The organism is Zeimonas arvi (assembly GCF_008039575.1).
GTDB classification, from domain to species: domain Bacteria; phylum Pseudomonadota; class Gammaproteobacteria; order Burkholderiales; family Burkholderiaceae_E; genus Zeimonas; species Zeimonas arvi.
The window spans coordinates 1-23,706 of sequence record NZ_VDUY01000003.1; the positions used below are offsets into that span (position 1 = coordinate 1).

The following is a 23,706-nucleotide window of genomic DNA, read 5'->3' on the forward strand; positions in this document are numbered from 1 at the left end:
GCGGGCGCGGCGTTGGTGGCCGGCAGCCGGGACGGGGCCGCGGGTGCGGCCGGCTCGGCCTGTCCCGCGACGGCGGCCGCCCCCGGCTGCGGCCAGGCCGCCGGGAACTGCGCGTCGTCGCGGGGCAGCGGCACCGTCATCGGCTGCGTGTCCTGCGACAGCAGTTCGGCTTCGACCACCCGGTTCAGGATGGGCAGCAGTTGCAGCGTGAGCCTGTCGATCGAGATCGCGTGGCGCGCCGGGCTCGGCACGCCGCGCGGCACCGCTGCCACCACCGGGACGTGGCGCGGCAGCTTGCGCACCGCGCTGACCGCCTGGAGGCCCTCGGGCGCCGCGGTATTGGCCAGCAGCACGTCCACCGTGTGCGGGTTCGATCCGTCGTCGAAGACGAACTCGAACCGGTTGTACTGGCTGTGCTTGAAGACGATCTCGATCAGCCGTACGTCACGCGGATCCAGGCCGGCGGCGGCAATTCGATAGACGGGGCGTTGCGCTTGCATGAAGGTTCCGTCGACCCGGAGGCCATCGAGCGGGAGTTGGACCGATTGTCTCCCGTGCCGGATGCCGCGCGATGCCTGGCCGCGCCACCGACCGCCGTCCGCGCGCTGCGGGCCGACGGCCGGCAGGCGTCCGGATCGGCCATCGCGCTGGCCAACCGCCCGGTGTAAGGGCCGCCCCCCTCGTCCTGCGGGAGGTCCCTCACGTGCTAGCATTTTTCGATGAACCAGAGCGACCCCCAGGGCTTCGACACCCTGTCACTGCATGCCGGCGCCGTGCCCGACCCCGCCACCGGGGCCCGCGCAACGCCGATCCATCTGTCGACCGCCTTCGTCTTCCGCGACTCCGACCAGGCGGCGGCGCTGTTCAACATGGAACAGGCCGGTCACGTCTACTCGCGGATCAGCAACCCGACCGTGTCGGTCTTCGAGGAGCGGATCGCCGCGCTCGAGGCCGGCGTGGGCGCGATCGCCACGGCCAGCGGCCAGGCGGCGCTGCACCTGGCGGTGGCCACGCTGGCCGGCGCCGGTTCGCACATCGTGGCCTCGCGCGCGCTGTACGGCGGCTCGCACAACCTGCTGCACTACACGCTGCGCCGCTTCGGCATCGAGACCACCTTCGTCGACCCGCGCGATCCCGATGCCTGGCGCGCCGCGCTGCGGCCGAACACGCGCATGCTGTTCGGCGAAACGCTGGGCAACCCGGGCCTCGACGTGCTCGACATCCCGACCGTGGCCGAGATCGCCCATGCGCACCGGGTGCCGCTGCTGGTCGACTCCACCTTCACCACACCCTGGCTGATCCGCCCCTTCGAGCTCGGCGCAGATATCGTCTACCACTCGGCCACCAAGTTCCTGTGCGGCCACGGCACGGTGGTCGGCGGCGTGCTGGTCGACTCGGGCCGCTTCGACTGGGACGCCGCGGGCAAGTTCCCCGAGCTCACCGAGCCCTACGAGGGCTTCCACGGCATGGTCTTCTCCGAAGAGTCCACTGTGGCGCCCTTCCTGCTGCGCGCGCGCCGCGAGGGCCTGCGCGACTTCGGCGCCTGCCTGAGCCCGATGAACGCCTTCCAGATCCTGCAGGGCCTGGAGACCCTGTCGCTGCGGATGGACCGGCACGTGGCCAATGCCGAGAAGGTGGCGCGCTTCCTGGCCGAGCACCCGATGGTCGAGCGCGTGTCCTATCCGGCGCTCGAGTCGCACCCCGACCACGCGCTGGCGAAGAAGCTGCTGCCGCGCGGCTGCGGCGCGGTCTTCAGCTTCGACCTGAAGGGCGATCGCGCCGCGGGCCGGCGCTTCGTGGAGTCGCTGCGCGTGTTCTCGCACCTGGCCAACGTCGGCGACGCGCGCTCGCTGGTCATCCACCCGGCGTCGACCACGCACTTCCGCATGGACTCGGCGGCGCTGAGGGCAGCCGGCATCGGCGAAGGCACGCTGCGACTGTCGGTCGGCCTCGAGGACGCCGACGACCTGATCTCCGATCTGAAGGCCGCGTTCCGCGTGGCGCAAAAGGGCTGATCCCATGTGGCTGCAGGTCAACGGACAACGCGCCTACGCCTACACCGGCGGGCGCCCATTCGATCCCGCCCGCCCGGTGATCGCCTTCGTGCACGGCGCGCAGCACGACCACAGCGTCTGGATCCTGCAGACGCGCTACCTGGCCCACCACGGCTTCTCGGTGCTCGCCTTCGACCTGCCCGGCCACGGGCGCAGCGAGGGTGAGCCGCTCGCCACCGTCGAAGCGATGGCCGACTGGGTGCTCGCCGCGCTCGCGGTCGCCGGCGCGGCCAGGGCCACGCTGGTGGGCCACAGCATGGGCTCGCTGATTGCGCTCGACGCCGCCGGGCGCGCGCCGGAGAAGGTCGACCGGATCGGGCTGGTCGGCAGCGTGTTCCCGATGCCGGTCTCCGATGCGCTGCTCGACGCGGCCCGGACCGACGAGCCGCGCGCCTTCGACATGATCAACCGCTGGTCGCACGGCTCGCTGTACGACCCGCCCAGCTGCCCGGGCCCCGGCTTCTCGATCTGGCACCAGAACCGCCGGCTGATGGAACGCCAGAAACCCGGCGTGCTGCTGAACGACTTCACCGCCTGCAACGCCTACCAGGCCGGCTTCGAGCGGGCCGACGCGCTGGCCTGCCCGGTGCTCTTCGTGCTCGGCAAGCGCGACCTGATGACGCCGCCGCGCGCCTCGCGCCCGCTGATCGACCGTTGCGCGGCGGCGCTGGCCGGACGCGGCCTGCCTGCGCCGCGGGTGGTCGAGATCCCCGACTCCGGCCACTCGCTGATGACCGAGAAGCCGCTGGCCGTGCTGAGCGCGTTGCGCGAGTTCGCGCCGGCGGGCTGACCCGCGGCGCCGCCGCCATCAGGCCGATTGGGGCCGGCCCGCCGGAGCAGCCGACGGCGCCCACAGCGGCGCATCCAGTAAGGCCGACGGAAAGGCCTGCCGCGAGTCGCCGCTCGCGGGGCACCAGATCGCGTCGAACAGCGGGCGCAGGGACGACGCCGACGGCCGCGCCGCCCACCCCCAGCGCTCGGCCCAGATCGGATCGTCCTCGTCGTCGACGACCGGCAGCGGCGAGCGCCGAAGCAGCCGACGCAGCCCCCCCAGCTTGCGCATCCCCGGCTTTTCCTCGATCGGCGCCACGTCGATGAGCCTCACGAAGCGGGTCACGTAGCCGAGTGACACCAGCAGCCCGGCGGCCTCCGCCGCGCGGCGCGGATCGCCGTCGAACAGCCCGGCCAGTCGCCGAACCGGCAACATGGCGTCGGCGTTGTCGCCGAGCTCGCGCGCCATGGCCTCGAGCACGCCACGCGCCTCGTCGAAGCGGTCGGCCAGCGTGCGACGCACCTGCGTGTCGTCGGGTTGCCGCCACCAGCGCAGGTTGGCCGCGAGCAGCGCGCCAGCCAGCAGCGCGGTCCAGCCCAGGAACAGCCAGAGCAGGAACAGCGGGAGTGCGGCAAAGGCGCCGTAGACGATCGTGTACGAAGGAAACTGCGCCACGTACAGCCCGAGGCCTCGGCGCAGCACTTCGATCAGCAGCGAGGCGAACAGGGCTCCGATGAACGCATCGCGCCAGCGCACGACGGTCGCGGGTACCAGCCGGTAGAGCAGGCTCAGCCCCACGAAGCTGGTCAGCCAGGGCACCAGCGCGAACCAGAGCCCGCGCAGCTGCTGCATCTCGCCGCTGCGCAGCCAGCTGGCGACGACCAGGCCGTTGAAGCTCAGGCTGGTCGCCAACAGCAGCGGCCCGAGCGTGAGCACCGCCCAGTAGAGTGTGAGTCTGAGCGTGAGGGGCCGGTGCCGGTCCGCGCCCCAGATCTGGTTCATCGTGGCCTCGACCGTGAGCAGCGCGGTGAAGGCGGTCACGAAGAACGCGATCGCGCCGATCGCCGACAGCTCGCCGGCCTTGGCCGCGAACTGCGCCAGATGGCTCAGCAAGGTCTCGCTGAAGGCTGTCGGGAACAAGTTGCCATCGAGGAAGCGGTTCAGCGCCTCGCGCATCTTGCCGAATACCGGCAGCGCGGTCAGCACCGCGAAGCCGAGCGAGAACATCGGCACGATCGCGATCATCGACAGGAAGGCGAGGCTGCCGGCGACCTGAGACAGGTGCAGCACGCGGGCCTGCTCGCGCATGGCCCGCAGCAGGTTGACCAGGGCCTTGCCGAACGGGACCTCCGGCGCGACCGCGGCCGGGATCGACGATCGGGGCGCTGTCTTCATCCTTATAATTCTGAACGATGTCTTCCGAATTCCTGCGCCCCGGGTTTCTGCGTCACTTCGTGCTGGCCTGCTTCGTGGCGCTGATCGCGCTGGGCGTGGCCTGGGAAACCTGGCTGGCGCCGCTGCGCCCCGGCGCCTGGCTGCTTTCTCTGAAAGTGCTGCCGCTGGTCCTGGCGCTGCCGGCGATCGCCCGTGGCCGCGTGCGCGCCTACCAGTGGTGGTCGATGGCCATCCTGCTCTACTTCACCGAAGGCGTGGTGCGCGCCACCTCGGATACCGGGCCCAGCGTACCGCTGGCGGTGGCGCAAACCCTGCTGGCCGCGACCGCCTTCGCGGCGATCCTCGCCTACGTCAGGTCTCGGCGACAGCCGGCAAGGTTCTGAAGGCCTCCAGGCCGGCATCCAGGATCCGCACGCCCTCGCGGGCCAGCGTGGCCGAATCGCTGAGCGCGCGGCGCCAGCGCCGCGCGCCGGGCAGCCCGTTGAACAGGCCCAGCATGTGCCGCGCGATGGCGCGCGGCGGGGTGCCGGCGGCGGCCTCGCTCAGCAGGTAAGCGCGCATCGCCTCGACCGCCGCCTCGCGATGCTCGACGGGCCCCTGCTCGTCGAAGTACAGCATGTCCACTGCGGCCAGCGACCAGGGATTCTCGTAGGCCTCGCGGCCGAACATCACGCCGGCCAGCCGCGGCCCGTGTCCGGGGCCGGCACGCAGCCGGGCGAGCGCCGTGTCGTGGCTGCGCAGGCCGCCATTGAGCACGAAACGGCGATCGGGAAAGTCGCGCACCAGCCGCTCGACGATCTCGTAGCGCAGCGGCGGCACCTCGCGGTTCTCCCTGGGGCTGAGCCCCTTCAGCCAGGCATTGCGGGCATGCACGATGAACAGCTCGCAGCCCGCCTCGGCCAGCGTGCCGACGAAATCGCGCACGAAGCCGTAGTCCTCGATCCGGTCGAGCCCGATCCGGTGCTTGACCGTGACCGGCACCGACACCGCGTCGCGCATCGCCTTCACGCAGTCGGCCACCAGCGCCGGCTCGGCCATCAGGCAGGCGCCGAAGGAACCCCGCTGCACCCGCTCGCTGGGGCAACCGCAGTTCAGGTTGACCTCGTCGTAGCCGGCGCGCTCGGCCCATTTTGCGCTGCGCGCGAGGTCGGCGGGTTCCGAGCCGCCGAGCTGGATCGCCACCGGATGCTCGGCCGGATCGAAGGCCAGCAGCCGTTCGCGCGGGCCGTGGATCAGCGCGCCGGTGGTGATCATCTCGGTGTAGAGCCGCGCCCGGCGCGACAGCACCCGATGGAAGCGCCGGCAGTGCCGGTCGGTCCAGTCGATCATCGGCGCGACGCAAAAGCGGTGCGAAGCAAGATCCTGATTCATCGCGGCATTTTACCGTCGCGCCCGGCCACGAGCCGATGCCCGGCCGGCGCTCGCGAGACCCGAGGGCCGGTTCCCCGAAATCGGCAGGCACGCGCGATCCGACCGACCGGCCTAGGCCGAATGGCCTAGGCGCCCTGCCTAGGCCCGGCGGATGCTTGACACCCTGCCCCCGCTCGCGGGAACAATTCCCCATCGGCAGGACAGGCATTGCCGGCCGGCATCGCGTCCACGCCCCGCGTGGCGCCCGATGCAAGGAAGGGGAACGACCAGCACCGAACCGGAGAGGAACGCGATGAGCGTCTCGGCATTGATCATCGACGATCACCCCCTGATCCGCGACGCGGTCAGGATGACGCTGGCGTCGCTCGGGCCGGGCGGCCGCATCGACATGGCCGACTCGTTCGCGAGCGCGCGCCGCCTGCTGGAGTCCGGCGCCGAATGGGATTTCGCCCTGCTCGACCTGAGCCTGCCGGATTGCGAAGGCTTCGAAGGCCTGGCCGCGTTCAGGGAGCTACGTCCCACCCTGCCCACCATCGTGCTCTCGGGCCGCACCGACCGGGAGACCATCCTGCGCTGCCTGGACCTCGGCGCCGCAGGCTACATCCCGAAGACCAGCCAGTCCGACGTCATCTCCGACGCCCTGCGACTGGTGGCTTCCGGCCACGTCTACCTGCCGCGCGAGGCGCTCGGCCGGGATTTCCTGCGCGAGGCGCCCTCGCGTCCGGGCGTCTCGGCCGGCGAACCCCCGTCCGCAAGCGGCTTCGCGCCCTCCCGCGCGCCGGCGCCGCCTCCGGTTGCAGCAAGCGCAGGCGCAACGCTCGACCCGCGCAAGCTCGGCCTCACCGATCGGCAGTGCGATGTCCTGCGCCTGATCCTGCGCGGCCTGCCCAACAAGCTGATTTGCCGGCAGCTCGACCTGGCCGAGGGAACGGTCAAGGTGCACGTCAGCGCCGTGCTTCGCGCGCTGGGCGTCCGCAACCGCACCCAGGCAGTGATCGCCGCCAGCCGGATGGGGTTGCGGAACAGGCTCGACGCCAGCGCTTGACCTTCCCATAATGGGAAGCTTGAAACTGGCTTCCGTCAAGGCAAGGGTCGCGCAAGGGCGACGGCACTGCAATCGCAATCGCGGTCGCACACAGGGAGATGGGCATGAACCAGGTATTCCAGGTCGAAGGCATGAGCTGCGGGCACTGCGTGCACGCGGTCACCGGCGCGATCCAGGAGATCGACTCGGCGGCCACGGTCAGGGTCGACCTCACGACCGGCACGGTCGAGGTGACGAGCGAGCGGCCGCGCAGCGAACTGGCCGGGGCGATCCGTGAAGCCGGCTACGAGATCGCGGCCTGAACCGGCGGCGCCGGGCGGGGCCGCAAACGGTGCCCCGCGGCCGCAGGCGCCCTCCGGACCGCTGAACATCGGCCAGGCCGCTCACGCCACCGGCGTGAGCGCCAAGATGATCCGGCACTACGAGGAGATCGGGCTGCTGCCCGCGGCCCAACGCAGTTTCTCGGGCTACCGCCAGTTCTCCAACACCGACCTGCACACCTTGCGCTTCGTCCGCCAGGCCCGGCAACTCGGCTTCGGCATGGACCAGATCCGCACGCTGCTGGATCTGTGGCGCGATCAGTCGAGGCCCAGCGCGGAGGTCAAGGCGCTGGCGGAGTCGCACATCGTCGAGCTGGACGAGCGCATCGCCGAACTGCGCCGCATGCGCGCCACCCTCGCCTCGCTCGCGCACGCCTGCCACGGCGACCACCGCCCCGACTGCCCGATCCTGGACGGCCTGGCCGGAGACGGAGCCGCCTCGCCTTGACTCGCGTCGTGCAAGTCGGCATCGCTTGCCGGGGCAATCCTTCCTGCCCCCCCACGAACAGGCCCTAAAATGATCCGATGAGGATCGTTCCCATCGTGCTGGCGCTGCTCTGGGGTCTGAACTGGCCGGCCGTGCGGATCGCGCTGACCGCTCTGCCCCCCTGGACGCTGCGCGGCGCGGGGCTGGCCTGCGGCGCGCTGCTGCTGCTCGCCATCGCGAAGGCGCTGGGCCGGTCGCTCGCGCTCGCCCCCGGCATGGCGCCGCGGGTCGCGATCGCCGGCGTGCTCAACATCGCGGTGTTCAACGTGGCCACCGCTTTCGCGCAGCTGAACACCAGCACCTCGCGCGCCGCGGTGCTCACCTTCACGATGCCGGTCTGGACTGCGCTGTTCGCCTGGCTGCTGCTCGGCGAGCGGCTCGACCGGCGCAGGGCGTTGGCGCTGGCCGTCGGCGCGCTGGGCATCGCGCTGCTCGCCTGGCCGGTGCTCGCCGACGGCGGATCGAAGAAAGGCCTGGTCTTCCCGCTGCTGGCCGCGCTCGGCTGGGCCGCCGGTACCGTGTACCTGAAGTGGCGCCCCATTGCCGGCGACCGGATCGTGGCCACCGGATGGCAGCTTGCCGTGGGCGCCGCCTGCGCCGGGCTGGGCCTGGTCGCCAGCGGCGAGACCCCGCGCCTTGCGCGCTTCGATGCGCAGGTCGCAGGAGCCCTCGCCTTTCACGTGCTGCTCGCCACCGCGCTGGCCTACCTGCTCTGGTTCAGGATGCTCGAGCGCACCAGTGCGTCCACCTCGGCGCTGACCACGCTGATGATTCCGGTGGTGGGCGTGCTCGGTGCGATGATGCTGGTCGGCGACCGGCCCGGCGCGATCGACCTGGCCGGCTTCGCGGCGGTGCTCGGCGCCGCCGCGCTGATCCTGCTGCCGGGCGGGTCCGCCACGGCCCCCGCGAGCCCGGCCCGCGCGCAAGGAGGAAGGACATGATCACCGAAGACACCGCGCGGCGGGCAGCCGGCCTGCTCTGGAGGGCCTGGCAGGAGGCCGCCACGCTCGATGCCCTGCCGGAAGCTTGCCGCCCGGCCAGTCGCGCCGACGGCTACCTGGTCCAGTCGGCGCTGCTCGCGCAATCGGGCTCGCGCTGCTGGGGCTGGAAGATCGCAGCGACCAGCGAGGCCGGCCAGAAGCACATCGGCGTCGATGGCCCGCTGGGCGGTCGGATCTTCGCCGACCGCGTCCACGCGCCCGGCGACCGGATCGCGCTGGCCGGCAACCGGATGCGGGTGGCCGAGGTCGAATTCGCCTTCCGGATGGGCCGCACCCTGGCGCCGCGCGACGCCCCCTGGCGCAGCGGCGAAGTGCTCGACGCGGTCGAAGCCCTGCTGCCCTCGATCGAGGTCCCGGACTCGCGCTTCTCGGCATTCGAGCGGGCCGGGGCGCCGCAGCTGATCGCCGACAACGCCTGCGCATGGCGCTTCGTGGCCGGCCGCCCCGCGCCCGAGAGCTGGCGCGACACCGACCTCGCCGCCTGGTCCGTCCGGGCCCGGGTCGGCGAGCGCTACACGCGCGACGGCATCGGCAGCAACGTGCTCGGCGACCCGCGCCTGGCGCTCACCTGGCTGGTCGACGAGCTTTCGGCGCAAGGCATCGCGCTCGAGGCGGGCCAGGTGGTCACCACCGGCACCTGCCTGCCGCCGCTGGAGATCCAGCCCGGCGACCACGTGTTCGCCGACTTCGGCGCGCTGGGCAGCGTCGACGTCCGCTTCGCGGACTGATCGAGCGGCTGCACGCCGAGCGACCGCACACCGACGAACCCTCCCCCATGCGCACACCGTCCCCGCCGGCCACTGCAACGAGCGCGCCCTCGCCGGCCGTGGGCGCGCTCGCCTCCGGCACGCTGGCCTACCTCGCCACCAGCGTGTTCTGGGGCGCCAACATCCCGCTCACCGCGATCCTGTTTCGCAGCTTCGATCCCTTCTTCCTGAGCCTGATCCGGGCAGCGCTCGCCTCGCTGGTGCTGGCGGGGGCGGTGAGCCTGATGCTGGGCTGGCGCCGGCTGGCGCTGCCGATCGGCGTGGCGCGACTGGCCGCGATGTCGGCCGCGATGGCCGGCTTCTTCGTCTTCTACAACCTGGGCCTGCGCTACACGAACACGATCACCGCGGCCACGATCATGGCCGGGGCCCCGGTCTATGGCGCGGTGACCATGCGCCTGCTCACCGGCTCGCCGCTGGAGCGCGGCTTCGTGCCCGCGGTGGTGCTCACCCTGGTGGGCGGCGCGATCGCCGTCTGGAGCCGCACCGACGGCAGCGGCATGCGCCTGCAGGGCGGCGAACCGCTGATCGTGCTCGCCTTCGCCTGCTGGACCGCGTATTCGCTCTACGCGCAGCGCTGGTTCGACGCATCGGTGCCGCAGCTGCGCCGCACCTGGGCGGCGACGCTCGGGGCGGCCTTCTGGCTGCTGCCCTGCTGGGCGCTGATCCGCGCCGCAGGCGTCGCGCCGCCGGCCAACCTGTCGCCCGACGCCGAGGCCCTGCTGTGGCTGGGCCTCACCGGCACCTTCTCGACCGCGCTCGGCGGGCTGCTCTGGAACGTGGGCGTGTCGCGGGTGGGGCTGGCCGCCGGCGTGCTGTGGCAGAACGCGGTGCCAGTCTTCGGCGTGCTCATCTCGATGATGTTCGGCTTCGTGCCCACCGGCGGCCAGGTGCTGGGCGGCGCGCTGGTGCTGGCCGGCGTGCTGGTCATGCAGTGGCAGCGATTCCGGCATCGTCCGGCAACGCCGCCGGTTCGCGGAGATTGACGGCCGCTCGAGCCGCCCCGATGATCGACGCGGCCGCCTCGCCTTCGCGCACGGAGTCCCGCGCAGCCGGGGCCGGCTTCGACCGAACCAACGAGGAGACACCATGATGCGATCGAATCGGCGCCTCGCCGCCCTCACGACCCTGGGCGCGAGCCTGGGCCTGGCCGCGTCGCTCGCCTTTGCGCAACAGGCGAACTGGCATCCATCGAAATGGGGCGCCAAGGACGAGATCGGCGCCGCCAACTACCTGACGCCCGAGCGCGCGGCGGCCGCGGCCAAGCTGGTGAAGACCGGCAAGGTCTACTCGCTGGGCATCGAGGTCACGCCCGACACGCCGGCCTTCCCGCCGCGCGGCTGCAAGCTCTACATCGTGCAGCCCGGCCAGCACGCCGGCGCCACGCTGGGCGAGACCAAGACCAGCTACAACGACGACATCCTGAACTGCTGGGTCGGCATCGGCAGCCAGCTCGACGGCCTGGGCCACATCGGCATCGACAACGTCTACTACAACGGCGTGCACGCAAAGGACTTCGTCGACTCCACCGGCCTGAAGAAGTACGGCATCGAGAAGGTCCCGCCGATGGTCACCCGCGGCGTGCTGCTCGACATGGCCGGCTACCTGGGCGTGGACGTGGTCAAGGAAGGCACCGCCTTCAACAAGGCGGAGATCGAGGGCGCCGCCAGGAAACAGGGCGTGGAGATCCGCGAGGGCGACGTCGTGCTCTTCCACACCGGCTGGCTGAGCCTGATCGACAAGGACCCGAAACGCTACGGCAGCGTGGAGCCGGGCCTGGGCAAGGAAGGCGCCCTGTACCTGGTCGGAAAGGGCGTGGTGGCGGTGGGCGCCGACACCTGGGGCCTCGAGGTGCTGCCCTTCGAGAAAGGCGTGGGCGTCTTCGAGGTGCACCAGATCCTGCTGGCGAAGAACGGCACCTACATCCTCGAGAACATGAATACCGCGCCGCTCGCGCAGGACAAGGCTTACGAGTTCATGTTCGTGCTGGGCCAAAACAAGTACAAGGGCGCGGTCCAGTCGATGATCAACCCAGTGGCGATCCGCTGAAATGGCCAGCAGCCTGCTTGCGCTGATCGACGACATCGCGACGCTGCTCGACGACGTCGCGATCCTCACCAAGATCTCCGCCAAGCAGGCGGCCGGCGCCATGGACGACGTGGCGGCACTGACCAAGGTCGCCACGAAGAAGACCGCGGGCGTGCTGGGCGACGACCTGGCGCTCAACGCCCAGCAGGTCACCGGCGTGAAGGCCGACCGGGAGCTCCCGGTGGTCTGGGCCGTGTTCAAGGGGTCGCTGCGCAACAAGCTGATCCTGGTGCCCGCGGCGCTGGCGATCAGCGCGTTCGCGCCCTGGGCGGTCACGCCGCTGCTGATGGCCGGCGGCCTGTTCCTGGCCTACGAGGGATTCGAGAAGGTCTGGCACAAGCTCGCGCATCGCGACAAGGAAGCCGAGGCGCGCGGCGAGCGCGTGAAGGCGCTCGCCGACCCGTCGATCGACCTGGTCGCGTTCGAGAAGGAGAAGATCTCGGGCGCGGTGCGCACCGATTTCATCCTGTCGGCCGAGATCATCGCCATCACGCTGGGCACGGTCGCCGACGCCGGCTTCGGCATGCGCGTGGCGGTGCTGACCGGCATCGCGCTGATCATGACGCTGGGGGTCTACGGCGTGGTGGCCGGCATCGTGAAGCTCGACGACGCCGGTCTGCACCTGAGCCGGCGCCCCGGCGAAGGCGCGTGGGCGCGTTTCCGGCGCAAGCTCGGAATGGGCATCCTGTCCGCGGCGCCCTGGCTGATGAAGGGCCTGTCCGTGGCCGGCACCGCCGCCATGTTCCTGGTCGGCGGCGGCATCCTCACGCACGGCATCGCGCCCCTGCATCACTGGGCCGTGGACATCTCCGAGCGGCTCGGCGGCACGCTGGGCGCGATCGCGCCCACGCTGGTCGACGCGGTCACCGGCATCGTGGCCGGCGGCATCACCGTGGCGATCGTGAGCCTCGTGGCGAAGCTGCGCGGCACGCCCGCGCCTTGAGCGACGCCGCATCCGCCCCGGCCGCGTGGCGGCCGGCGGCATCGGTCAGGGACGCGCCGACAGCTCCGCCACCGTCGCGTCGATCAGCGCCCGAGCGATGCTCAGCCGCGGCGGCAGCTGCGGCAGCGCGTCGATCGGGAACCACTGCGCATCGGCCAGCTCGTTCGCGTCGATGCGGATGTCGCCGCCCGCCCACTCCGCGGTGAAAGCGATCATCAGAGAGTTCGGGAAGGGCCAGCTCTGACTCGCGAAGTAGCGCAGGTTCTTCACCTCCACGCCGGCCTCCTCGCGCACCTCGCGCACCAGCGCCTCCTCGACGGACTCGCCCGCCTCGAGGAAGCCGGCCAGCGCACTGTAGCGCCCCGGCGGGAAATTGAGGCCGCGCCCGAGCAGCAGCTCCTTGCCGCGCGTGACCAGCGCCATCATCGCCGGCGAGATCCGCGGATACGCGCTCAGTCCGCAGGACGGGCAACGGCGGGCCCGCTCGTGGCCCACGCGCTCGGTCGGGGTGCCGCAGGCGCCGCAGAAACGATGCGTGCGATCCCACTCCACGAGCTGCACGCCGCGCATCGCGATGGCCAGCGAGACGTCGTCGAGCACCCCGAACCAGCTGCGCAGGCCCGCCGCGCGCAGCCCCTCGGGAAGGGTTTCCGCGCCGAACTCGTCGGGCAGCGCCACCGCCAGGTGCCGGCGGCCGTCGAGCTGGCCGATGCCGTGCACCCGGCCTGCGACCAGGCCGGCCTGCCGATAGAAGCGCCAGGGCAAGGCGCCCGGCGTGTCGCCGAACTGAACGAGCGCGTCGCGCACGAAGACGTGGGCGATCGCGTCGTCGTCGAGCTCGAAGTCGAGCGCGTATTCGAAGGTGTCGGGAACTTTCAGCATGCGCGAATTATGCGCTCACGGCGGAGCGCGGATGGGCGCGTCCCAAGCCATGGATGGCGTATCCAAAGCAAAACGCCCCGACTCGTTTCCGAATCGGGGCGTTGCTCGAATCTTGGCGTCCCGTAGGGGATTCGAACCCCTGTTACAACCGTGAAAGGGTCGTGTCCTAGGCCTCTAGACGAACGGGACTTTCACTCTTCCGGTGGTGGAGGTAAGCGGGATCGAACCGCTGACCTCTTGCATGCCATGCAAGCGCTCTCCCAGCTGAGCTATACCCCCCCGGCAAGACCGAAACTATAGCAGGCCCCATGACGCGGTGCAAGTTGGCCCCGTGGGAGCCGTGCTAGCATCGATCGGGAATCCGAAACGGCCGGGCCTCCGAAACGGCCGGGCCGACAGCCGCGTGGCCACGGCCGTCACCGAGCCGGCAACCGCAACCGACGATCCCCGGAGTACACCCGAATGACCGCCCGAATCCTCGATGGCATCGCCCTGTCCCGAACGATCCGCGCCGAGGTCGCCGAGCGCGCCGCCGCGCTCACCGCGCGCGGCACGCGGCCGGGGCTCGCGGTGATCCTGGTCGGCGACTCGGCCGCCTCGGCCGTGTACGTGCGCAACAAGATCCGCGCCTGCACCGAGGCCGACATCCATTCGGTCTTCGACCACATGCCCGCCGACACGACCGAGGCCGACCTGCTCGCGCGCATCCGCGAGCTGAATGCCGACCCGGCGGTGCACGGCATCCTGGTCCAGCTCCCGCTGCCGCCGCACATCGACGAGCGCCTGGTCATCGAGACGATCGCTCCGGCCAAGGACGTCGACGGCTTCCACCTTCAGAACGCCGGCGGCCTGCTCACCGGCACGCCGCTCTTCCGTCCCTGCACGCCATACGGCGTGATGAAGCTGCTCGAGCACGCCGGCGCGCGGCTCGACGGGGCCGAGGCCGTGATCGTGGGCCGCAGCAACATCGTGGGCAAGCCGCAGGCGCTGATGCTGATGCAGGGAGGCGCCACCGTGACCATCTGCCACAGCCGCACCCGCGACCTGGCTTTCCACACGCGACGCGCCGACATCCTGGTGGCCGCGGTGGGCAGGCCGAAGATGATCACCGGCGACATGATCAAGCCCGGCGCGATCGTGGTCGACGTGGGCATCAACCGGATCGAGGAAGGGCCGGATGCCGGCAAGCTTTGCGGCGACGTGGACTTCGCGAGCGCGGTCGAGGTGGCCGGCGCGATCACGCCGGTCCCGGGCGGCGTGGGGCCGATGACGATCGCGATGCTGCTCGTGAATACCGTCGAGGCGGCGCGACGCTTCGCGGGTTGACCGTCGGCCTGCGGGCGGGGTGCGCCGCATCGGGGCATGGGTGCAGGCGCGAGGGCAGAGGCCGGCTTTGCGCGCACGATGGCGCTGTCCTACGGAAACGCTCGGTCGCGCTTCGCCGAGCCCGGACCGTCGGCCCGAACTCGCTCCCTGCGGTCGCTCGAACATGGGCCGACTTGCGCTTCGCGCATCCGGTCTCGGCGGCGCTCTCTCGCCAGCGCCGACGCGCGCGCAAAGCCGGCCTCTGCCCACGCGCCTGGACAGCGCGGTGCCGGCGACGCACCCCGCCCGCAGGCCGCCGCTTGGCCGAAGGGGCTTGCGACCCGCCCGCGCCGCCCCAACGTAAGCTTTCTGTTCGTCATCAGCCTCAACAACCAGCTCGTGCGCTGGCATAAGCTCGCGCGCGCGACCGAGTCACGACCGATCAAGACATGACCGACACCACCGCCATGCCCGCCACCCCCCAGCTCGACGCCGCCGACAACCCCCTGCTCGACTTCTCGGGCCTGCCGCGCTTCTCGGGCTTCGAACCGAAGCACGTGAGCCCGGCGCTGGACGTGCTGATCGACGAGGCGCGCAAGGCGCTGGAGCAGGTCACCGAGGACTCGGTGCCGCTCACCTGGGACGATTTCGTCGAGCCGCTGGACGACGCCACCGAGCGGCTCGGGCGGGCCTGGGGCATCGTGGGGCACCTGAACTCGGTGGCCGATTCGCCCGAGCTGCGCGAGGCCTTCAACGCGAACCTGCCTCGCGTCACGCAGTTCTTCACCGAGCTGTCGCAGCACGAGGGGCTGTTCGCGCGCTACAAGGCCTTCGCGGCGCAGCCGGCCTTTGCCGCACTCTCCGCGCCGCGCCGCCGCACGGTCGAGAACGCGCTGCGCGACTTCCGGCTGGGCGGAGCCGAACTGAAGTCGCCGGCGCGCGAGCGCTTCGCCGAGATCCAGGACCGGCACGCGGCGCTGTCGCAGCGCTTCTCCGAGAACGTGCTCGACGCGACCAATGCCTTCGCGCTGCTCGTGGAAGACGAGACCCGCCTCGACGGTCTGCATGCCGACGCGATCGAGGCCGCCCGCGAGGCCGCGCAGGCCGATGGCCGCGAAGGCTGGAAGTTCACGCTGCAGTTCCCGTCCTACCTGCCGGTCATGCAGTACGCGAACGATCGCGGCCTGCGCGAGCAGATGTACCGCGCCTATTCCACCCGCGCCTCGGCCGGCGCGGTCGCGCCCGAGGACGAGGGCAAGCGCAACGCGCTCGACAACGCGCCGGTCATCGACGAGCTGCTCGCGCTGCGCCAGGAGGAGGCCGGCCTGCTCGGGTATCGCAACTATGCCGAAGTGTCGCTGGTGCCGAAGATGGCCGATTCGCCCGAGCAGGTGATCGGATTCCTGCGCGACCTGGCGGCGCGCGCCCGCCCCTTCGCCGAGCGCGACCTGCGCGAGCTGCGCGAGTTCGCGGCCGCCGAGCTGGCCATGAACGCGCTGCAGCCCTGGGACCTGGCCTGGGCCAGCGAGAAGCTCAAGGAAGCCCGCTATTCGTTCTCGGACCAGCAGGTCAAGCAGTACTTCCAGCTGCCGCGCGTGCTCGACGGCCTGTTCGGCCTGATCGGCCGGATGTTCTCGGTGTCCATTCGCCCCGACCAGGCCGAGGCCTGGCACCCGGACGTGCGCTTCTTCCGCATCGAGCGCGACGGCGAGCTGCTTGGCCAGTTCTGGCTGGACCTCTACGCGCGCGCCTCCAAGCGCCCGGGCGCCTGGATGGACGATGCCCGCGGCCGCCGCCGGCATGCCGGCGCGCTTCAGACGCCGGCCGCCTACCTCGTCTGCAATTTCCAGCCGCCGGTCGGCAAGCGGCCCGCCCTGCTCAGCCACGACGACGTCACCACGCTGTTCCACGAGTTCGGCCACGGCCTGCATCACCTGCTGACCCGGATCGAGGACGCCGGCGTGTCCGGCATCTCCGGCGTGGAATGGGACGCGGTGGAGCTTCCCAGCCAGTTCATGGAGAACTTCTGCTGGGAGTGGGACAACGTGCGCGCGATGAGCGCGCACGTGGACACCGGCGAGCCGCTGCCGCGCGAGCTCTTCGACCGGATGCTGGCCGCGAAGAACTTCCAGAGCGGCATGCAGACGCTGCGCCAGATCGAGTTCTCGCTCTTCGACATGCGGCTGCACGCCGAGCACGCGCCGGGACTGGACGTTCAGGCCCTGCTCGACGAGGTCCGCCGCGAGGTCGCGGTGGTGATCCCGCCGGCCTGGAACCGCTTCCAGAACAGCTTCTCGCACATCTTCGCGGGCGGCTACTCGGCCGGCTACTACAGCTACAAGTGGGCCGAGGTGCTGTCGGCCGACGCCTACGCGGCCTTCGAGGAGGCCCTGGCGGCGCCGGAACCGGTCGCGGCCGTGGCGGAAACCGGGCGCCGCTTCCTTGCCGAGATCCTGTCGGTGGGCGGCAGCCGACCGGCCATCGACTCGTTCCGCGCGTTCAGGGGGCGCGACCCGCAACTCGACGCGCTGCTGCGCCACAATGGGATGGTCGAGGCATCCGACCCGGAGCCATCCCATGCCTGAACCCTGTACCGGCCGGCGCGCGGCGCGCGCCTTCCTTGCCGCACCGCTCGGCGGGCTTCGCGGCGCCCTGCTTCCCGCGATCGCGCTGGCGGCCGTCGCGCTGTCGTCGCCGGCCTTCGCCCAGTTCAAGTGGGTCGCCGCCGACGGCAGCGTCACCTACGGCGACCGACCGCCGCCGGGCGCGCGCCCGCTGGGCAAGCCGGTCGCCGCGGCCGCATCGCCTGCGGGCAACGCCGCCACCCTGCCCTACGAGCTGCGCACCGCGGCCCAGCGCCATCCGGTCGTCCTCTACCTGACCGCCGACTGCCCACCCTGCGAGCAGGCGCGCGAGCATCTCTCGCGGCGCGGCATCCCGCACGAGGCACGCGAGGTCCGCACCGCGCGCGATGCCGATGCCTTCCGGGCCCTGGGCTTCTCGACCCTGTCCTTTCCGGCTGTACGGATCGGGAGCGAGCGGCTGACCGGCTTCGAGCCCTCGGGCTGGGACCGCTCGCTCGACGCGGCCGGCTACCCGAAGGAATCGAAGCTGCCGCGCAACTGGCGCTTCGCAAAGCCCGAGCCGCTGACCGTGCCCGAGCCGGCAGCGGTGTCGCTGGAGGCTCCGGGGAATGCGAACGGCACCAATGCTGCCGATGCCGACGCGGTCGCCACGCAGGCCGCGGTCCCCACCAGGCGCGAGCTTCCCCGCCCCCGCGCCGACGCATCGGCGGCTGGCAGCGCGGAAGCCTCGATCCGTTTCTAGAAGCCCGGCCGGGCCGCGGCCGCTCAGCTGCCCCTGAGCAGCGGATCGGCGCGCAGGGCCGCCAGCCACTCCTCGTTCGTGGGTTCGCAGCCCACCAGCACCCGGCTGCCCGGCGTCGACAGCACCGGCGCATTCTCCGCATTGGCCTGCGGATCCAGTTCCACGCCCAGCCAGGCCAGATCCCGGCACACCCGCTCGCGGATCGCCACGTTGTGCTCGCCCACGCCGGCGGTGAACACCAGCATGTCGAGCCCGCCGAGCGCCGAGGCGAGCGAGCCCACCTCGCGCACGATCCGTCGCACGTAGAGCGCGAGCGCCGCGCGCACCCGTTCGCCGGTCTCGTCGGTGCGCGACTCCTGCTGCAGCAGCACCCGCGGATCGGGCGACACGCCCGACACGCCCAGCAGCCCCGACTCGTGGTACAGCAGGTGACCCACCTGCTCGAGCGTGAGCTTCTCGATCTCCATCAGGTAGATCACCGCGCCCGGGTCGAGCGCGCCGCAGCGCGTGCCCATCATCAGGCCGTCGAGCGCGGAGAAGCCCATCGTGGTGGCCACGCTCTTCAGCTCGCGCATCGCGCACAGGCTGGCGCCGCTGCCCAGGTGGGCCACGATGGTCCGCCCGCGGGCCCGGTCGCCGTGCCGCTCGGGCAGCGCCACCGACAGGTAGTCGTAGGACAGGCCGTGGAAGCCATAGCGGCGCAGGCCCCGCTCCCAGGCGCTCCAGGGCAGCGCCAGCATCTGCTCGACCACCGGCAGCGTGTGATGGAAGGCGGTGTCGAAGCAGGCGATCTGGGTGAGCGCTGGGCTCGAGGCCAGCAGCGAATCGATCGCTTCCAGCGCGAAGGGCTGGTGCAGCGGCGCGAGCGGGATGTAGCTCCGCAGGTCGGCCAGCACCGTGGCATCGAGCCGCACCGGCTCGAAGTACTTGTGCCCGCCGTGCACCACCCGGTGCACCACGCCGGCCAGCGGCCGCCCGGCCAGCCGCTCGCGGGTGCGCTCGAGGATCAGGTCCAGCGCGGCGTGATAGGGGCCGGCAGCGCCGGGCGCTGCCGAGGGCCTCGCCGCGTCGAGCGCCACCGGCTGCGGCGCGCCGCCGTTCTCGTCGATAGCCGCGTTCGGTTGGCCGATGCCGCCGATCTTGCCGCCCCACTCGGGCCGGCGCGACAGCGGCTCGCGGCCGAGGTCGAACAGCGCGAACTTGATGCTCGACGAGCCGCAGTTCAGGACCAGCAGCATTTCGCTCATTTCTGCAGCACGTACTCGCCCGGCGCATCGCCGAGCACCGGATAGCCCTTGCGCGCCGCGCCCATCCGCGGTGGCGCGACCGGCTCGCCCGAGCGCGCTGCCAGCCAGGCGCCCCACTCCGGCCACCAGGAGCCCTCCTTGCGCGGGGCCTGCGTCACCCACTCGTCCGGCGACAGGTAGGGGCCGCCGGCCTCCCGCGTGAGCACCCGGTAGTGCCGGCGCGGATGGCCCGGCTCGCTCACGATGCCGGCGTTGTGCCCGCCGCTGGTCAGCACGAAGGTGATCTCGGCCGGGCTCAAGTAGTGCAGCTTGTGCACCGAGCGCCACGGCGCCACGTGGTCGGTCTCGGTGCCCACGCAGAACACCGGCAGGTCGATGTCGCCCAGCGCCACCGGGCGGCCGCCCACCGGGTAGCGGCCCTCGCTCAGGTCGTCGTGCAGGAAGAGCCGTCGCAGGTACTGCGAGTGCATCTTCGCCGGCATGCGCGTGGTGTCGGCGTTCCAGGCCATCAGGTCGCTGACCGGCGAGCGCTCGCCCATCAGGTACTCGTTGACCAGCCGAGACCACAGCAGGTCGTAGGAGCGCAGCATCTGGAAGGCGCCGGCCATCTGCTCGCCGGTGAGGTAGCCGGTCTCATGCATCTGCGCCTCGAGCAGCGACACCTGGCTCGCGTCGATGAACAGTGAAAGCTCGCCGGGCTCGGTGAAATCGGTCTGCGCGGCAAACAGCGTCATCGAGGCCAGCCGCTCGTGGCCGTCGCGCGCCATGGCCGCGGCTGCGATCGACAGCAGCGTGCCGCCCAGGCAGTAGCCGGTGGCGTGCACCTTCCGGCCGGGCACGATCGCGCCGATCGCACCCAGCGCGGCGAACACGCCCTGGTCCAGGTAGTCGTCCATGCCCAGGTCGCGATCGTCCTTGTCGGGGTTCTTCCACGAGATGCAGAACACCGTGTGGCCCTGGCCGACCAGCCAGCGGATCAGCGAGTTGTGCGGCGAGAGGTCCAGGATGTAGTACTTCATTATCCAGGCCGGCGCGATCAGGACCGGCTCGGGGCGAACCTCGTCGGTGGTGGGCGAGTACTGGATCAGCTCCATCAGCCGGTTGCGCAGCACCACCTTGCCGGGGGTCACCGCCAGATCGCGCCCCACCACGAACCGCTCGACGCCGGCAGGCGGTTCGCCGGCCGTGCGTCGCTGCAGGTCCTCGAGCCGGTTCGCGAGCCCGCGCACCAGGTTCATGCCGCCCTGCTCCACCGTGCGCTGGAGCACGACCGGATTGGTCGGCAGCCAGTTGCCCGGCGAGATCATGTCCAGCCACTGGCGGGCCGCGAAGGCCACCATGTTCTCGTGATGGCGATCCACGCCGCGCACGCCGCGGGTGGCCTGGTCCCACCAGCGCTCGGCCATCAGGAAGGACTGCTGCATCAGGCAGAAGGGCCACTGCTGCCAGGCCTCGTCGGCGAAGCGGCGGTCGCTCTCGCGCGGCTCGATGCAGTGCGGCGCCTGCCCCGGCGGGCGCAGCGCCGCCTGGCTCGCGTAGCGCGCGAGGTGCATCGCGTTGTCCATCGCGAGCGTGGCGAGCTCGCTGCGCTTGCCCGGCGAGGCCGCCAGGTGCATCGCCCAGTCCAGGTAGGCCAGCAGCGCCGAGGTGGGCGAGAGCGCGCCGGTGGCGCGGGCGATCGCCGCATGCGCTTGCTGGTCGAGGTGCTGGGCGGGCGACGGGGTGTCGGAAGGTGCCGGAGTCATGTGTTCGCAGGATCGAAGACCGGACCCCCGATCATCGGACAGAAGCTGCGAGGGTCAAAACGGGCGGCGCGGCGCAGGCGCCGGCGGCCCGTCGTCTATCATCGCACCGATGAAAGGACTTTCTCGTTACGGCACGCTCGTCGTCTGCCTGCTGGCGCTGGCGGGCTGCGCGGGGAATTCCTTCAAGCTCAGGGCGCCGTTCGAGAAGTCCGAGCGCGGCTTCTGGTACCGGCACGACTGCAAGGGGCCCTGCGACCTGCACGGACCGCAGGCCGAGCGCCTCAGGCTGCGCGCGCTCGAGGAAACCCTGCAGCGGCACCGGCACTGCCCGAACGGCTACGCGATCGACGCGCGCAAACCCCTGGGAGCGACCGCCGCCGCCTTGCCGGACATCGTCGTCTACGAGGGACGCTGCCTGCCATGAAACTCGCCACCTGGAACGTCAACTCCCTGAAGGTCCGCCTGCCGCAGGTGGTCGACTGGCTCGCCGCCAATCCGGTCGACGTGTTGTGCCTGCAGGAGACCAAGCTGCGCGACGAACAGTTCCCCAGGGACGCGATCGCCGAGGCCGGCTACGAGGCCGCGTTCGCGGGCCAGCCCACCTACAACGGCGTGGCCATCCTCGCGCGCCGCGACACGGTCGGTCCGCCGGCCGACGTGGTCGTGGGCAACCCGCTCTTCGAGGATCCGCAGCAGCGCCTGATCTCGGCCACGGTCGGCGGGCTGCGCGTGGTCTGCGCCTACTTTCCGAACGGCCAGGCGGTGGGCTCGGAGAAGTTCGAGTACAAGCTGCGCTGGATCGACGCGCTGATCGAGTGGCTGAAGCCGGGCATTCGCGGTACGGCCCCGTCGGCGGGTGGCGAATCCGCCGGCACTGCAACGCCCCTGCTCGCGCTGCTCGGCGACTTCAACATCGCTCCGGAAGACCGCGACGTCCACGACCCCGAGAAGTGGGCGGGCCAGATCCACTGCTCCGACGAGGAACGCGCGCGCTTCTTCCAGCTGGCCGGGCTCGGCCTGGTCGACACGTTCCGGCTGTTCGAGCAGCCGCCCAGACAGTTCAGCTGGTGGGACTACCGGATGCTGGGCTTTCGCCGCAATGCGGGACTGCGCATCGACCACATCCTGGTGGACGCGCCGCTCGCACCCAGGGTGCGCGCCTGCGCGATCGACCGCGAGCCGCGCAAGCTCGAGCAGCCTTCGGACCATGCGCCGGTGGTGGCGACGCTGGACGGCTGAGCGAAAAGGCTCCTTCCCGGCGCTCAGAACGTGTGAAGAAATCGTAGCGAGCGGTCCGAGGTCGCGCCGAGCAGCGCAGCCGTACGGAGGAGTACGGCGAGCATCGGCGGTGCGAGATCGGACCGCGCAGTAGATTTATTCACACGTTCTCAGTCCTCGCCGTCTTCCAGGTGCAGATCCTGGATCTTGCGGGTGATCGTGTTGCGGCCGATGCCCAGGCGCACCGCGGCGTCGATCCGGCGGCCGCGGGTGTGCTTCAGCGTCGTCCCGATGACCGTCGACTCGAACTCGCGGGTCAGCTGATCCATCAGCTCGCTGCCGCCTTCGGCGCGCTGCTCCGGCGCTTGCGCCGCCAGCCTGCGCGCGACCTCGAGTTCGAGCAGCGACGACCAGTCGCCGGGCTGGAGCAAGCCGGCAGCGCCCGAGGAGGGTGCGACCTCGGCACGTGCGGCGCCGTTCGGCAGCCCGCCCGCCGGCTGATTGCCGGCATCGGCAGTCGCCTCGGGCCGCAGCGAGACCGGCGGCCGGACGGCGTTCGCTGCCTCGCCCGCCGGGCCGCCCTCGCGCACCTCGGGCGGCAGGTCCTTCACGTCGACGATCTGCGCCGGCGCCATCACGGTCAGCCAGCGGCAGGTGTTCTCCAGCTGGCGCACGTTGCCGGGCCAGGCGAAGGCCGACATCGCCCGCATCGCCGCCTCGGTCAGTCGCTTGGGCTCGCCGCCCAGCTCGCGCGCGCTGGCCTGCAGGAAGTGGCGGGCCAGCAGCGGCACGTCGGCGCTGCGCTCGCGCAGCGGCGGCAGGCGAAGCCGGATCACGTTGAGCCGGTGGAACAGGTCCTCGCGGAACAGGCCCTGGCGCACCCGGTCCTCGAGGTTCTGGTGAGTGGCGGCGATGACCCGCACATTGGCCTTCTGCGGCTGGTGGCCGCCCACCCGGTAGTACTGTCCGTCGGACAGCACGCGCAGCAGGCGCGTCTGCAGCTCGGCCGGCATGTCGCCGATCTCGTCCAGGAACAGCGTGCCGCCCTCGGCCTGCTCGAAGCGGCCGCGCCGGGTCTGCTGCGCGCCGGTGAAGGCGCCGCGCTCGTGGCCGAAGAGCTCGGACTCGAGCAGGTCGCGCGGGATCGCAGCGGTGTTCAGCGCCACGAAGGCGTTCTGCGCGCGCGGGCTGTGCTTGTGCAGCGCGCGGGCGACCAGCTCCTTGCCGGTGCCCGACTCGCCGGTGATCAGCACGGTCACGTTCGACTGCGACAGCCGGCCGATCGCGCGGAACACCTCCTGCATGGCCGGCGCCTGGCCGAGCATGTCCAGGCCCTGGTCGACGATCTCCTCGACCGCGGCTTCGCGCTCGCTTTCCTCCCAGGCGCGGCGGATCAGCTCCACCGCGCTGGGCAGGTCGAAGGGCTTGGGCAGGTAGTCGAAGGCCCCGCTCTGGAAGGCCGAGACCGCGCTGTCCAGGTCGGAGTAGGCGGTCATGATGATGACCGGCGTGGCGGGTCGCTTGGTCTTGAACTGCTGCAGCAGTTCCAGGCCGCTGGCGCCCGGCATCCGGATGTCGGACACCAGCACACGCGGGCTGTCGTCCTCGAGCGCCGCCAGGCATTCGCGCGCGCTTCCGAAGGCGCGCACCGCGAATCCGTCGCGCGTCAGCGCCTTCTCGAGGACCCACCTGATCGACTGGTCGTCGTCGACAATCCAGATCTCGTTCATTCCGTTCCG

General features: G+C 71.2%; 23 protein-coding genes and 2 tRNA genes. 16 read left to right on the forward strand and 9 right to left on the reverse strand.

The genetic code is table 11. From position 1 onward, the window contains the following. Positions 1–500, reverse strand: a 500-nt coding sequence (locus FHP08_RS07350) for a hypothetical protein (protein WP_222707840.1), incomplete at its 3' end; no start/stop codon positions are given. A gap of 219 nt (positions 501–719) precedes the next feature. Between FHP08_RS07350 and FHP08_RS07355 the strand changes: the two genes are divergently transcribed. Together FHP08_RS07355 and FHP08_RS07360 are read left to right on the forward strand one after the other, a co-directional pair. Then, positions 720–2,015: an O-acetylhomoserine aminocarboxypropyltransferase gene (locus tag FHP08_RS07355; protein WP_147703811.1), complete on the forward strand. Its 1,296-nt coding sequence runs from the start codon at positions 720–722 to the stop codon at positions 2,013–2,015. A gap of 4 nt (positions 2,016–2,019) precedes the next feature. Continuing rightward, positions 2,020–2,844: an alpha/beta fold hydrolase gene (locus tag FHP08_RS07360; protein ID WP_147703812.1), complete on the forward strand. Its 825-nt coding sequence runs from the start codon at positions 2,020–2,022 to the stop codon at positions 2,842–2,844. 18 nt (positions 2,845–2,862) lie between these two features. Here the strand turns inward: FHP08_RS07360 and FHP08_RS07365 are convergent, their stop codons facing one another. After that, positions 2,863–4,221, reverse strand: coding sequence for a YihY family inner membrane protein (locus FHP08_RS07365; RefSeq protein ID WP_147703813.1), 1,359 nt, complete (start codon positions 4,219–4,221; stop codon positions 2,863–2,865). 17 nt (positions 4,222–4,238) lie between these two features. Here FHP08_RS07365 and FHP08_RS07370 point away from each other — a divergent pair, with 17 nt between their 5' ends. After that, positions 4,239–4,604, forward strand: coding sequence for a DUF2069 domain-containing protein (locus tag FHP08_RS07370; protein ID WP_147703814.1), 366 nt, complete (start codon positions 4,239–4,241; stop codon positions 4,602–4,604). On the opposite strand, the gene dusA is transcribed toward FHP08_RS07370, so the two are convergent. Then, positions 4,573–5,592: a tRNA dihydrouridine(20/20a) synthase DusA gene (gene dusA / locus FHP08_RS07375; RefSeq protein WP_147703815.1), complete on the reverse strand. Its 1,020-nt coding sequence runs from the start codon at positions 5,590–5,592 to the stop codon at positions 4,573–4,575. The two genes, FHP08_RS07370 and dusA, sit on opposite strands and share 32 nt — an antisense overlap. 292 nt (positions 5,593–5,884) lie before the next feature. On the opposite strand from dusA, the gene FHP08_RS07380 reads away from it, so the two are divergent. From FHP08_RS07380 to FHP08_RS07415, 8 genes are all read left to right on the forward strand, one after another. Continuing rightward, a complete protein-coding gene (locus tag FHP08_RS07380) occupies positions 5,885–6,637 on the forward strand; it encodes a response regulator (protein ID WP_147703816.1) in 753 nt (250 codons plus the stop codon). Between the two features lie 104 nt (positions 6,638–6,741). Next, positions 6,742–6,939: a heavy-metal-associated domain-containing protein gene (locus FHP08_RS07385; RefSeq protein WP_147703817.1), complete on the forward strand. Its 198-nt coding sequence runs from the start codon at positions 6,742–6,744 to the stop codon at positions 6,937–6,939. A gap of 61 nt (positions 6,940–7,000) precedes the next feature. Beyond that, on the forward strand, positions 7,001–7,405 hold the full coding sequence (gene cueR / locus FHP08_RS07390) for a Cu(I)-responsive transcriptional regulator (protein WP_147704339.1): 405 nt from the start codon (positions 7,001–7,003) through the stop codon (positions 7,403–7,405). Positions 7,406–7,482: 77 nt separating this feature from the next. Next, positions 7,483–8,385: a DMT family transporter gene (locus FHP08_RS07395; RefSeq protein WP_147703818.1), complete on the forward strand. Its 903-nt coding sequence runs from the start codon at positions 7,483–7,485 to the stop codon at positions 8,383–8,385. Continuing rightward, on the forward strand, positions 8,382–9,173 hold the full coding sequence (locus FHP08_RS07400; protein ID WP_147703819.1) for a 2-keto-4-pentenoate hydratase: 792 nt from the start codon (positions 8,382–8,384) through the stop codon (positions 9,171–9,173). Before FHP08_RS07395 ends, FHP08_RS07400 begins: the two co-directional genes overlap by 4 nt. Positions 9,174–9,220: 47 nt before the next feature. After that, complete coding sequence (locus tag FHP08_RS07405; RefSeq protein WP_147703820.1) at positions 9,221–10,198, forward strand: DMT family transporter; 978 nt, start codon at positions 9,221–9,223, stop codon at positions 10,196–10,198. A 103-nt stretch (positions 10,199–10,301) separates the two neighbouring features. Next, positions 10,302–11,261, forward strand: coding sequence for a cyclase family protein (locus FHP08_RS07410; protein WP_147703821.1), 960 nt, complete (start codon positions 10,302–10,304; stop codon positions 11,259–11,261). Position 11,262: 1 nt separating this feature from the next. Beyond that, the gene (locus FHP08_RS07415; protein WP_147703822.1) at positions 11,263–12,243 is read left to right on the forward strand and encodes a DUF808 domain-containing protein; all 981 of its coding nucleotides are present in this window, start codon (positions 11,263–11,265) and stop codon (positions 12,241–12,243) included. A gap of 45 nt (positions 12,244–12,288) precedes the next feature. On the opposite strand, the gene nudC is transcribed toward FHP08_RS07415, so the two are convergent. The 3 genes from nudC to FHP08_RS07430 form a co-directional block, all read right to left on the reverse strand. After that, the gene (nudC, locus tag FHP08_RS07420; protein WP_147703823.1) at positions 12,289–13,125 is read right to left on the reverse strand and encodes an NAD(+) diphosphatase; all 837 of its coding nucleotides are present in this window, start codon (positions 13,123–13,125) and stop codon (positions 12,289–12,291) included. Positions 13,126–13,238: 113 nt separating this feature from the next. Further along, positions 13,239–13,314, reverse strand: a tRNA-Glu gene (locus FHP08_RS07425). Positions 13,315–13,328: 14 nt separating this feature from the next. After that, positions 13,329–13,404, reverse strand: a tRNA-Ala gene (locus FHP08_RS07430). A gap of 183 nt (positions 13,405–13,587) precedes the next feature. Between FHP08_RS07430 and folD the strand changes: the two genes are divergently transcribed. From folD to FHP08_RS07445, 3 genes are all read left to right on the forward strand, one after another. Further along, the gene (folD, locus tag FHP08_RS07435; RefSeq protein ID WP_147703824.1) at positions 13,588–14,451 is read left to right on the forward strand and encodes a bifunctional methylenetetrahydrofolate dehydrogenase/methenyltetrahydrofolate cyclohydrolase FolD; all 864 of its coding nucleotides are present in this window, start codon (positions 13,588–13,590) and stop codon (positions 14,449–14,451) included. Between the two features lie 428 nt (positions 14,452–14,879). Then, on the forward strand, positions 14,880–17,015 hold the full coding sequence (locus FHP08_RS07440; protein ID WP_147703825.1) for a M3 family metallopeptidase: 2,136 nt from the start codon (positions 14,880–14,882) through the stop codon (positions 17,013–17,015). Then, positions 17,008–17,757: a glutaredoxin family protein gene (locus FHP08_RS07445; RefSeq protein WP_187272212.1), complete on the forward strand. Its 750-nt coding sequence runs from the start codon at positions 17,008–17,010 to the stop codon at positions 17,755–17,757. Before FHP08_RS07440 ends, FHP08_RS07445 begins: the two co-directional genes overlap by 8 nt. A gap of 23 nt (positions 17,758–17,780) precedes the next feature. On the opposite strand, the gene FHP08_RS07450 is transcribed toward FHP08_RS07445, so the two are convergent. Continuing rightward, positions 17,781–19,004, reverse strand: coding sequence for an acetate/propionate family kinase (locus tag FHP08_RS07450; protein WP_147703827.1), 1,224 nt, complete (start codon positions 19,002–19,004; stop codon positions 17,781–17,783). After that, positions 19,001–20,749 (reverse strand): PHA/PHB synthase family protein, encoded by a 1,749-nt coding sequence (locus FHP08_RS07455; protein WP_147703828.1) that lies wholly within the window; start codon positions 20,747–20,749, stop codon positions 19,001–19,003. Before FHP08_RS07455 ends, FHP08_RS07450 begins: the two co-directional genes overlap by 4 nt. Positions 20,750–20,858: 109 nt before the next feature. Between FHP08_RS07455 and FHP08_RS07460 the strand changes: the two genes are divergently transcribed. Both FHP08_RS07460 and xth read left to right on the forward strand, forming a co-directional pair. Next, positions 20,859–21,173, forward strand: coding sequence for a hypothetical protein (locus tag FHP08_RS07460; protein WP_147703829.1), 315 nt, complete (start codon positions 20,859–20,861; stop codon positions 21,171–21,173). After that, positions 21,170–21,988 (forward strand): exodeoxyribonuclease III, encoded by an 819-nt coding sequence (gene xth / locus FHP08_RS07465; RefSeq protein ID WP_147703830.1) that lies wholly within the window; start codon positions 21,170–21,172, stop codon positions 21,986–21,988. The genes FHP08_RS07460 and xth overlap by 4 nt, the downstream gene beginning before the upstream one ends. Positions 21,989–22,137: 149 nt before the next feature. On the opposite strand, the gene ntrC is transcribed toward xth, so the two are convergent. Continuing rightward, complete coding sequence (gene ntrC, locus FHP08_RS07470; protein ID WP_147703831.1) at positions 22,138–23,697, reverse strand: nitrogen regulation protein NR(I); 1,560 nt, start codon at positions 23,695–23,697, stop codon at positions 22,138–22,140. Positions 23,698–23,706 lie beyond the last annotated feature (9 nt).